11 protein-coding genes and 1 tRNA gene are annotated in these 10775 nt (G+C 38.8%); 11 read left to right on the top strand and 1 reads right to left on the bottom strand.

All coding sequences use genetic code 11. The features are described from left to right. The 5 genes from HT699_RS03020 to gap all read left to right on the top strand — a co-directional run. Positions 1–1124: iron-containing alcohol dehydrogenase (locus HT699_RS03020; RefSeq protein ID WP_172934087.1), on the top strand; the 1124-nt coding region annotated here is incomplete at its 5' end. A 123-nt stretch (positions 1125–1247) separates the two neighbouring features. Further along, positions 1248–2168 carry an XRE family transcriptional regulator gene (locus HT699_RS03015; protein ID WP_119942052.1) on the top strand — a complete coding sequence of 307 codons (921 nt, stop codon included), beginning with the start codon at positions 1248–1250 and terminating at the stop codon, positions 2166–2168. Positions 2169–2472: 304 nt separating this feature from the next. Continuing rightward, positions 2473–3156: an ABC transporter ATP-binding protein gene (locus HT699_RS03010; protein WP_138700662.1), complete on the top strand. Its 684-nt coding sequence runs from the start codon at positions 2473–2475 to the stop codon at positions 3154–3156. Beyond that, positions 3125–4426: an ABC transporter permease gene (locus HT699_RS03005; protein WP_172934086.1), complete on the top strand. Its 1302-nt coding sequence runs from the start codon at positions 3125–3127 to the stop codon at positions 4424–4426. The genes HT699_RS03010 and HT699_RS03005 overlap by 32 nt, the downstream gene beginning before the upstream one ends. Positions 4427–4602: 176 nt before the next feature. Beyond that, the gene (gene gap, locus HT699_RS03000) at positions 4603–5610 is read left to right on the top strand and encodes a type I glyceraldehyde-3-phosphate dehydrogenase (RefSeq protein WP_138703480.1); all 1008 of its coding nucleotides are present in this window, start codon (positions 4603–4605) and stop codon (positions 5608–5610) included. Between the two features lie 68 nt (positions 5611–5678). Here the strand turns inward: gap and HT699_RS02995 are convergent, their stop codons facing one another. Next, positions 5679–6554 carry an RluA family pseudouridine synthase gene (locus HT699_RS02995; RefSeq protein ID WP_345789793.1) on the bottom strand — a complete coding sequence of 292 codons (876 nt, stop codon included), beginning with the start codon at positions 6552–6554 and terminating at the stop codon, positions 5679–5681. Positions 6555–6640: 86 nt separating this feature from the next. Between HT699_RS02995 and pbp2a the strand changes: the two genes are divergently transcribed. From pbp2a to HT699_RS02965, 6 genes are all read left to right on the top strand, one after another. Continuing rightward, positions 6641–8836: a penicillin-binding protein PBP2A gene (gene pbp2a, locus HT699_RS02990; RefSeq protein WP_172934085.1), complete on the top strand. Its 2196-nt coding sequence runs from the start codon at positions 6641–6643 to the stop codon at positions 8834–8836. 52 nt (positions 8837–8888) lie between these two features. Next, positions 8889–9041, top strand: coding sequence for a 50S ribosomal protein L33 (gene rpmG, locus HT699_RS02985; RefSeq protein WP_014017356.1), 153 nt, complete (start codon positions 8889–8891; stop codon positions 9039–9041). A 9-nt stretch (positions 9042–9050) separates the two neighbouring features. Then, positions 9051–9227 carry a preprotein translocase subunit SecE gene (gene secE, locus HT699_RS02980; RefSeq protein ID WP_001210991.1) on the top strand — a complete coding sequence of 59 codons (177 nt, stop codon included), beginning with the start codon at positions 9051–9053 and terminating at the stop codon, positions 9225–9227. 54 nt (positions 9228–9281) lie between these two features. Continuing rightward, the gene (gene nusG / locus HT699_RS02975; RefSeq protein WP_000376739.1) at positions 9282–9818 is read left to right on the top strand and encodes a transcription termination/antitermination protein NusG; all 537 of its coding nucleotides are present in this window, start codon (positions 9282–9284) and stop codon (positions 9816–9818) included. A gap of 119 nt (positions 9819–9937) precedes the next feature. Beyond that, positions 9938–10417 (top strand): sigma-70 family RNA polymerase sigma factor, encoded by a 480-nt coding sequence (locus tag HT699_RS02970; RefSeq protein WP_023939860.1) that lies wholly within the window; start codon positions 9938–9940, stop codon positions 10415–10417. Positions 10418–10510: 93 nt separating this feature from the next. Further along, positions 10511–10582: transfer RNA gene (locus HT699_RS02965), tRNA-Glu, on the top strand. Positions 10583–10775 lie beyond the last annotated feature (193 nt).

Genomic DNA, 10775 nt, shown 5'->3' with positions numbered 1-10775 from the left:
ATCGTATCATCGAACAACTGGACCTTCGTCGCAATAAGGTTGTTTACCAAATCTTTGCGGATGTAGAACCGGATCCAGATATCACAACTGTAAACCGTGGTACTGAGATTATGCGTGCCTTCAGACCAGATACCATCATCGCACTCGGTGGTGGGTCTCCAATGGATGCTGCCAAAGTAATGTGGCTTTTCTACGAGCAACCAGAAGTGGACTTCCGTGACCTTGTCCAAAAATTCATGGATATCCGTAAACGTGCCTTCAAGTTCCCATTGCTTGGTAAGAAGACTAAATTCATCGCGATTCCAACTACATCTGGTACAGGCTCTGAAGTAACACCATTTGCCGTTATCTCTGATAAAGCAAACAACCGTAAATACCCAATCGCTGACTACTCATTGACACCAACTGTGGCAATTGTAGACCCTGCTTTGGTATTGACAGTTCCAGGATTTGTTGCTGCTGATACTGGTATGGACGTATTGACTCACGCGACAGAAGCATACGTATCACAAATGGCTAGTGACTACACTGATGGTTTAGCACTTCAAGCTATTAAATTGGTCTTTGAAAATCTCGAAAGCTCAGTTAAGAATGCAGACTTCCACTCACGTGAGAAAATGCATAACGCTTCAACAATCGCTGGTATGGCCTTTGCCAATGCCTTCCTAGGTATTTCTCACTCAATGGCCCATAAGATTGGTGCGCAATTCCACACAGTTCACGGACGTACAAATGCCATCTTGCTTCCGTACGTTATCCGTTACAACGGTACACGTCCAGCTAAGACAGCAACATGGCCTAAGTACAACTACTACCGTGCAGATGAAAAATACCAAGATATCGCACGCATGCTTGGACTTCCAGCTTCTACTCCAGAAGAAGGGGTTGAATCTTACGCAAAAGCTGTCTACGAACTCGGTGAACGTATTGGGATCCAAATGAATTTTAGAGACCAAGGAATTGACGAAAAAGAATGGAAAGAACATTCTCGTAAATTAGCCTTCCTGGCTTATGAAGACCAATGTTCACCAGCTAACCCACGTCTTCCAATGGTAGACCATATGCAAGAAATCATCGAAGATGCATACTATGGCTACAAAGAAAGACCAGGACGCCGTAAATAATTGTTTATCAGTTTAGAGGCAGGAGTTATCCTGTCTCTTTTTTGTAATTCTATTTGAAAAATGGTATAATCATCGCATATATTTATTTGAAAATCAAATCTTTAATAATCATGCGAGGGGCAAATGAACAAGATAAATGAGTTAGGGGATAAAGTGCGACTTTTAAGAGAGGAGAAAGGACTTAGTCGTCCAGTTTTTTGCGGGGATGAGTCTGAATTATCAGTGCGTCAGTTGGTGCGGATTGAAAAAGGAGAATTTCGCCCGACGATAAAAACCCTAGAATATATTGCAGATAGATTAGAAATTCCGTCCTACGTCTTGATGCCAGATTATAAGGAATTACCGAAGCGTTACCAAGAATTAAAGTACTTTCTTTTACATCATCCTGACTATGGAGACAAGGAGTTGCAGGAACAAAAGGAAGAATATTTCGATGAGATTTTTGAGAATTTTTATGATGATTTGCCACGTGATGAGAAAGTGCTAGTGGATTGTCTTCAAGCTATAGATGCAGTGAGAATGACTAGTAATTCCTTATATGGAAGCAGTGTGATTGAGGACAGTCTTCAAGACTTACTATCCAGAGATGTATATAAAGCCGAGGACTTGTTGAAACTGAGACTGTATTTCAACTGTCAGTTAATGGATGGTTTAAATATGGGTGAGATAAAAGAATCTGAGCATGAAACCATTCTTTGTTTTCATGACAAACTAAGTTCTCAGGTTGATAAGATAGAGTTCGATTGTTTGGACTTACTTAGAGACTCCTTGTTAGCTTCTTTAACTTGTATAGAGATTATGGGGTTGCTTCATTATTTTAAGAGGGCAGTCGAGACATTAAATAAAATAGGGCAAAAAACACGAGATTTTCAAAAACAACCGATTGTCTTGATGGTGGAGTGGAAATATTATATTCAGACGGATTATGATACAGCCAAACAAAAGTATGAAGAAGCAAAAATGATGGCGAGGATGTTTGGCAATGAGAAGTTAATCGTTAGTTTAGATAATGAATGGAGCGAGGATCTAGAAAGATATCGTTAAAGAGTTTATAGGAGTGACATTTCTGTCATTGAGGGAATGCCGCTTTTTTGTTAAAATGAATTTTATACTCAATGAAAATCAAAGAGCAAAGTAGGAAACTAGCCGCAGGCTGTACTTGAGTACGGCAAGGCGACGTTGACGTGGTTTGAAGAGATTTTCGAAGAGTATTACTTGATATACATCCAGAAGCAAACGAGGCAATAGAGAGGAAACTCTAAGTAGTAGGCCCATAGGGTCAATCAACTTGAAGGATTTTCTATCAGTATGATGTATAATGATAACAGTTTTAAATAAGGGGGAAAGAATGTCCATTTTATCCATTAAAAATATTTCAAAATTTTATGCCTTGGACGGTAAACATCAAGAGCAGGCTTTAAAGAATATAAATCTGCAGATTGCAAAAGGTAAAATTACAGCGATTTACGGTCCATCAGGATGTGGCAAAACCAGTCTACTAAACATCATCAGTGGTTTAGATAGACAATATGAAGGAGATTTAGAGTTTAAAGGGGAATCTCTCCGTGACTTATCAGAGATTGAACTAACTCAATTTCGTAAAAACAAGATTGGATTTGTGTTTCAAAACTTTAATCTCATTCCTCATCAGTCTGTCTTGGACAATGTCAAGCTACCTCTCTATGTCAAAGATTTATCTGACAGGGAGATGACAATGATTGCAAAGGAGCAATTAAGTAACTTGGGCATGGAGCCTTTTATTGCTAAAAATGTTAAACAGCTTTCTGGTGGGCAAAAGCAACGTGTAGCAATCGCGCGTGCCTTGGTAAATCAGCCTGATATGATTGTAGCAGATGAGCCAACGGGTTCGCTGGACTCTCAATCCCAAGAAATGGTATTGGAAGTGTTTAAAAAATTAGCCCAAACAGGGAAAACAGTACTGATTGTAACCCATAATCCAGAGGTTGCCGAATATGCAGATGTGATTATCAAAATGAAGGATGGTGAAGTCGTTGAAGAAGTCAAAAAATAAAGGATTATCATTGAAAAATAAATTCAAACTTTCTTTAAATAACTTTCTGGAAAGAAAGTGGCGTAACCTATTGATTGCGCTAGCAACCTCAATCGGTTTTGTAGGAGTCTTAATTTCTTTCGGCTTGGGAAATGCATTGATTTCGATGATTGATGAAAATACGAATGGAGGTCAAATCCCTTCTCAAGTTCAGATTGCTTTAAACACAAAAAATGTTGGACGAGGCTTTTTGAACCAAGACGATAAGAACTACATCACGGATACAGTTGGAAAAGAAGCTATTAAATATTTGGAGAGTCCTTTTGGGATGATTATGTCAAATATTACTATAGATGGGCAAGAAATGGATCTGAGTCAAACGATGCCTTCTTATGCTCAAGTAGTGAGTCTATATGAGGATACAAGTATTTCTGTTAGTAGTAATGAGGCGGACAAAGTATTAGCCGGTTCCCTCTATACTGATTCAAATGAACAGGGATTGACGATTCCAAGCAGTTTACTAAAAAATTGGAATGAACAGACAGGAAAAAATCTGACAGCTAGTGATATTATTGGCAAATCAGTCTCAGCCAGCATTGTAGAAAATGATGCTGAAGCTAGCAAGACTGCTCAATTTCAAACAAAGATTGTACGTGTAATCAATGATGAAGATGACTTGGAGGACAGCAACAGTTTCATGCCGTCTCATCAAATGGAAACGATTTTGAAAGAGGCTGGATTTACAAAAGCTGTATCTTATTTTATCTTGGAACTCAAAGATCCATCACAAACAAAAGCGATAACAGAAGAATTGCAGAAAAACAAGAAGTATACTGTTCTTTCTCAACAGAAGGTTCTTGATATTGTGATTACTTTTATTCGTGTCATTCAGGGATTGTTGATTGTACTTTCATCACAAGCTATTGTGGTAGCAGCGGTCATGATTGGTATCATTATTTACATCAATATCATACAACGTTCTAAGGAAATAGGTGTCATGAAGGCAGTTGGTTATCAAAATCGTGATGTCAAAGGAATTTTTATTTACGAGGCTATCTGGATTGTAGGCATCGCCTTGCTGCTGGCCTTTTTGGTAGCACAAGGGGTGGGAAGTTTGGCGAATGCGGTTGTAAATCACTTTTACCCATCCATCACGAAGGTTTTTGAATTAAATTTGTTATCTGTTTTAGGAACTCTACTTTTCGCTCTATTACTTGGTTATGTCTCAGCCTACTTCCCAGCACGTAAAATTAGTAAAATGGATCCTGTAGAATCGCTACGATATGAATAGTAAGGGAGTTCTTGATTTATAGCCGTAAAAAGAAACTAACATAGAAAAACAATGCCCGTACTTGCAATTAAACTTAAATAGTTATATAATAGGTTTGTTGAAAGGTGATTTGTAGTGATTCAAGTTACTCTTTTCACAATAAAAATTTCATGATTTTCATAAGGAGGAAATCACTAATGGTAGTTAAAGTTGGTATTAACGGTTTCGGACGTATCGGTCGTCTTGCTTTCCGTCGTATCCAAAACGTAGAAGGTGTTGAAGTTACACGCATCAACGACCTTACAGATCCAGTTATGCTTGCACACTTGTTGAAATACGACACAACTCAAGGTCGTTTCGACGGTACTGTTGAAGTTAAAGAAGGTGGATTCGAAGTTAACGGTAAATTCGTTAAAGTTTCTGCTGAACGTGATCCAGAGCAAATCGACTGGGCTACTGACGGTGTAGAAATCGTTCTTGAAGCTACTGGTTTCTTTGCTAAGAAAGAAGCAGCTGAAAAACACCTTAAAGGTGGAGCTAAAAAAGTTGTTATCACTGCTCCTGGTGGAAACGACGTTAAAACAGTTGTATTCAACACTAACCACGACGTTCTTGACGGTACTGAAACAGTTATCTCAGGTGCTTCATGTACTACAAACTGCTTGGCTCCAATGGCTAAAGCTCTTCAAGACAACTTTGGTGTTATTGAAGGATTGATGACTACTATCCACGCTTATACTGGTGACCAAATGATCCTTGACGGACCACACCGTGGTGGTGACCTTCGCCGTGCTCGCGCTGGTGCTGCAAACATCGTTCCTAACTCAACTGGTGCTGCTAAAGCTATCGGTCTTGTAATTCCAGAATTGAACGGTAAACTTGACGGATCTGCACAACGCGTTCCAACTCCAACTGGATCAGTTACTGAATTGGTAGCTGTTCTTGAAAAGAACGTTACTGTTGATGAAGTGAATGCAGCTATGAAAGCAGCTTCAAACGAATCATACGGCTACACAGAAGATCCAATCGTATCTTCAGATATCATAGGTATGTCTTACGGTTCATTGTTTGACGCAACTCAAACTAAAGTCCTTGACGTTGACGGTAAACAATTGGTTAAAGTTGTATCATGGTACGACAACGAAATGTCATACACTGCACAACTTGTTCGTACTCTTGAATACTTCGCAAAAATTGCTAAATAATTCTTGAGTCGATAAAAAGCAAGGCCTCTTGGTCTTGCTTTTCAAATATTTAAAAATGGATGACACAATCATCCATTCTTTTTTAATTCTGTTTCAAAAGTATCTGATAGGACAGTGAAGCTTAATTTCTCTAGAGTAAGCGGATGGGTAAAGGACAGTCGGAAGGCGTGGAGCATAAGCCGACTCGTCTTTGGATTGCTGTTATAGAGAGGGTCGCCCAAAATAGGGAAGTTATGATGCGAAAGGTGCACACGAATCTGATGGGTTCGCCCTGTCTTTAGTTTACAACGGACAAGGGTCGTTTTGTTTGGGAATTGCTTTAATCTGCTTACATGCGTTTCAGCATATTGCCCATTTTTTGTATCAACTATTCGTTTTCTGCGGTCATGGCGATCACGCCCAATTTTGTCTTTGAAAACAAGTTCTTTGCTGTTGATATTTCCGTCAACAAGCGCCCAATATTCCCTAGAAATCTCTTTTTTCTCCAATAAGCGGTTGAGAATGGGCAGGATAAAAGGATTTTTGGCAAAGAGAACCAAGCCACTGGTTTCCATGTCCAGACGATGAACGACATAGCAGGTTTGGCCAACATAGGCACTGACATGGTTGAGAAGGGCGATTTCGTTTGGCTGATTACCATGCGTTTTCATCCCCTCTGCTTTGTTCACAATAACTAAGTATTGATCTTGATAAACTTCCTGAACGAGGTTTGGGTTGCCCCAAGGAATTTCCTTTTTGGGATAATCTTCCTCATCAAAAGTCAACTGGCAAACATCCCCAGGTTTCACCATCTCGTTCCAATGAACTTCTCGCTGATTAATCAAAATATGTTTCTTGATTCTCAAAAAATGCCGAATTTTTCTAGGAATGAGGAGTTGTTCCTCCAGTAATTGCTTAACCGTCATTTGAGATAGAGAGTCTGGTAAAGTAAAAGTGAATTTCATACAGATATTGTAACAAAAAAAGCCCTATTTGGATAGGAAATAGCTAAATTCTTGTCTTCCTATGATGAAGATGATAAAATAAACGCATGAAATTAGATAAATTATTCGAGAAATTTCTTTCTCTTTTTAAAAAAGAAACAAGTGAACTAGAGGATTCTGATTCTACTAGCTTACGTCGTTCTCGCAGTGATCGAAAAAAATTAGCCCAAGTGGGTCCGATTCGAAAATTCTGGCGTCGCTATCATCTAACGAAAATCGTTGTTATACTAGGTTTGAGTGCAGGCTTGTTAGTAGGAACCTATTTGTTTGCTGTAGCCAAGTCAACCAATGTCAATGATTTGCAAAACGCCTTGAAAACTCGGACTATCATTTTTGACCGTGAAGAAAAGGAGGCTGGTGCCTTGTCTGGTCAAAAAGGAACCTACGTTGAACTGATTGACATCAGTAAAAATTTACAGAATGCCGTTATTGCGACAGAAGACCGTTCTTTCTATAAAAATGACGGAATTAACTATGGCCGTTTCTTCTTGGCGATTGTCACTGCTGGTCGTTCAGGTGGTGGTTCTACTATTACCCAACAGTTGGCTAAAAATGCCTATTTGTCACAGGATCAAACTGTTGAGAGAAAAGCGAAAGAATTTTTCCTTGCCTTAGAATTAACAAAAAAATATAGTAAGGATCAGATTTTAACCATGTACCTTAACAACGCCTATTTTGGAAATGGTGTGTGGGGTGTAGAAGATGCGAGTAAGAAATACTTTGGAGTTTCTGCATCAGAAGTGAGTTTGGATCAAGCTGCGACTCTGGCAGGGATGCTCAAAGGACCGGAATTGTATAATCCTTTGAATTCCGTACAAGATTCAACCAATCGTCGTGACACTGTCTTGCAAAATATGGTTGCAGCAGGATATATTGATAAAAACCAAGAAACCGAAGCTGCGGAAGTTGATATGAATTCGCAATTGCACGATAAATATGAAGGGAAAATCTCAGATTACCGCTATCCTTCTTACTTTGATGCGGTGGTTAATGAAGCTGTTTCCAAGTATAATCTAACAGAGGAAGAGATTGTCAATAATGGCTACCGTATTTACACAGAGCTGGACCAAAACTATCAAGCAAATATGCAGGTTGTCTATGAAAATACATCGCTATTTCCGAGGGTAGAGGATGGAACATTTGCACAATCAGGAAGTGTAGCTCTTGAACCGAAAACAGGAGGAGTTCGTGGAGTTGTCGGTCAAGTTGCTGACAATGATAAAACTGGATTCCGGAATTTCAACTATGCAACTCAATCAAAACGTAGCCCTGGTTCTACAATTAAGCCTTTAGTTGTTTATACGCCAGCAGTTGAAGCAGGTTGGGCTTTGAACAAGCTCTTGGATAACCATACCATGCAGTATAACAGCTATAAGGTTGATAACTATGCAGGAATCAAAACGAGTCGAGAAGTTCCTATGTATCAAGCCTTGGCAGAATCGCTTAATCTACCTGCTGTTGCTACTGTTAATGATTTGGGCCTTGATAAGGCTTTTGAGGCGGGCGAAAAATTCGGACTCGACATGGAAAAGGTAGACCGTGTTCTTGGTGTCGCCTTGGGAAGCGGTGTCGAAACCAATCCTCTTCAAATGGCTCAAGCATATGCTGCCTTTGCAAATGAAGGTTTAATGCCGGAAGCTCATTTTATTAGTAGAATTGAAAATGCTAGTGGTCAGGTTATTGCGAGCCATAAACATTCACAAAAACGGGTGCTTGATAAAGCTGTAGCTGACAAGATGACTAGTATGATGTTGGGGACATTCACCAACGGAACCGGTATTAGTTCATCGCCTGCAAACTATGTCATGGCAGGAAAAACTGGAACAACTGAAGCAGTTTTCAATCCGGAGTATACAAGTGACCAATGGGTAATTGGTTATACTCCAGATGTAGTGATTAGTCACTGGCTTGGTTTTCCGACCACTGATGAAAATCACTATCTAGCAGGATCTACTTCAAATGGTGCAGCCCATGTCTTTAGAAACATTGCCAATACCATTTTACCTTATACACCAGGAAGTACCTTTACGGTTGAAAATGCTTATAAGCAAAATGGAATTGCACCAGCCAATACAAGAAATCAAGTACAGAGTAATGAAGAAAATCAGGCGGATAATAGCCTTTCTGATATTAGAAGTCGTGCGCAAAGTCTAGTAGATGAGGCTAGTCGGGCTATCTCGGATGCGAAGATTAAGGAAAAGGCTCAAACGATATGGGATTCGGTAGTCAATCTATTTCGCTAAGATGCTTGTCAAAGCCTAGCTTTCTTGTTATAATAGATAAGATGGAGGCGTTATGGCACTAAAAAAAGCAAGCCTAGCTTGTGCGGTTTGTGGTTCGAGAAACTATTCAATTAAGATTAGTGGAACCCCCAAGCCTACACGACTAGAAGTAAATAAATTTTGTAAGCATTGTGGCAAGTACACTACACACAGAGAAACGAGATAGGAGAGAGCGATGCGTTTTATTGGAGATATTTTTAGACTTCTTAAAGACACAACATGGCCAACTCGCAAGGAAAGCTGGAGAGATTTTCGTTCTATCATGGAATACACAGCTTTCTTTGTAGTAATTATTTACATTTTTGACCAGTTGATTGTTTCAGGTTTGATTCGATTTATTAACATTTTTTAGAAGGTTAGTGGAGTTAATTACACTAGAAATCTTCTATTTATGAAAGGAAATATCATGGATAGTTTTGATAAAGGATGGTTTGTCTTACAAACTTATTCTGGTTATGAAAATAAGGTAAAAGAAAATCTATTACAACGTGCACAAACCTACAATATGTTGGATAATATTCTACGCGTTGAAATTCCAACACAAACAGTGCAAGTTGAAAAAAATGGAAAGAGAAAAGAAGTAGAAGAAAATCGCTTTCCAGGTTATGTTCTTGTAGAAATGGTGATGACAGATGAAGCTTGGTTTGTTGTGCGAAACACACCAAACGTTACAGGATTTGTCGGATCTCACGGGAATAGATCAAAACCAACACCATTATTGGAACAAGAAATTCGTGACATTTTGGTATCTATGGGACAAACTGTTCAAGAATTTGATTTCGATGTTGAGGTTGGTCAAACTGTACGTATTATTGATGGTGCTTTTGCAGACTACACTGGTAAGATTACAGAAATTGATAATAACAAAGTGAAGATGATTATCTCTATGTTTGGTAATGACACAGTTGCAGAAGTAAACCTAAACCAAATCGCAGAATTATAACCCTGAGAGAGGCTGAGCCTCTCTTTTTTGTGCAGTTGAGACGGTGTAGAGAACAGAATGGAGAAAATGGAACAAAAGTGTTTCTAATCTGTTAGACTGTATCTAGAAAGGGGAAAATTATGATTAAAGAATTGTATGAAGAAGTCCAAGGAACTGTGTATAAGTGTAGAAATGAATATTACCTTCATTTATGGGAGCTATCGGACTGGAACCAAGAGGGAATGATTTGCTTACATGAATTGATTAGTAGAGAAGAAGGACTAGTAGAAGATATTCCTCGTTTAAGGAAATATTTCAAAACCAAGTTTCGAAATCGAATTTTAGACTATATCCGTAAGCAAGAAAGCCACAAACGAAGATATGATAAAGAACCTTATGAAGAAGTGGGTGAAATCAGTCATCGTATAAGTGATGGAGGACTCTGGCTAGACGATTATTATCTCTTTCATGAAACACTAAGAAATTATAGAAATAAACAAACTAAAGAGCAACAAGAAGAATTAGAACGCATCTTAAGAGATGAACGCTTCCGAGGGCGTCAAAGAGTGTTAAGAGATTTACGTATTGTGTTTAAAGAGTTTGACATCCGTAGCCATTAGGAAGTCATGCAAAAAAAATGAAAAAAATTAGAAAAAGTAGTTGACAAAGTTAGAAAAGCCTGTATAATAGTAAGAGTTGAAAATAACAACTCTGGTCCGTTGGTCAAGGGGTTAAGACACCGCCTTTTCACGGCGGTAACACGGGTTCGAATCCCGTACGGACTATAGTATGTTGCGGTTGTAACACTTGATGAAAAAAAGATTAAAAAAGTTTCAAAAAAGTGTTGACAAGCGAAAGTGATTGTGATATACTAATATAGTTGTCGCTTGAGAGAAGCGAGTGACAAAGACCTTTGAAAACTGAACAAGACGAACCAATGTGCAGGGCACTACAACCAAGGTTGTAGTACTGAACAAT

This window comes from Streptococcus sp. 1055, assembly GCF_013276815.1.
GTDB classification, from domain to species: domain Bacteria; phylum Bacillota; class Bacilli; order Lactobacillales; family Streptococcaceae; genus Streptococcus; species Streptococcus pseudopneumoniae.
Note: the sequence above shows the minus strand (reverse complement) of the source record. Positions and strands in the feature narration are given on the sequence as shown.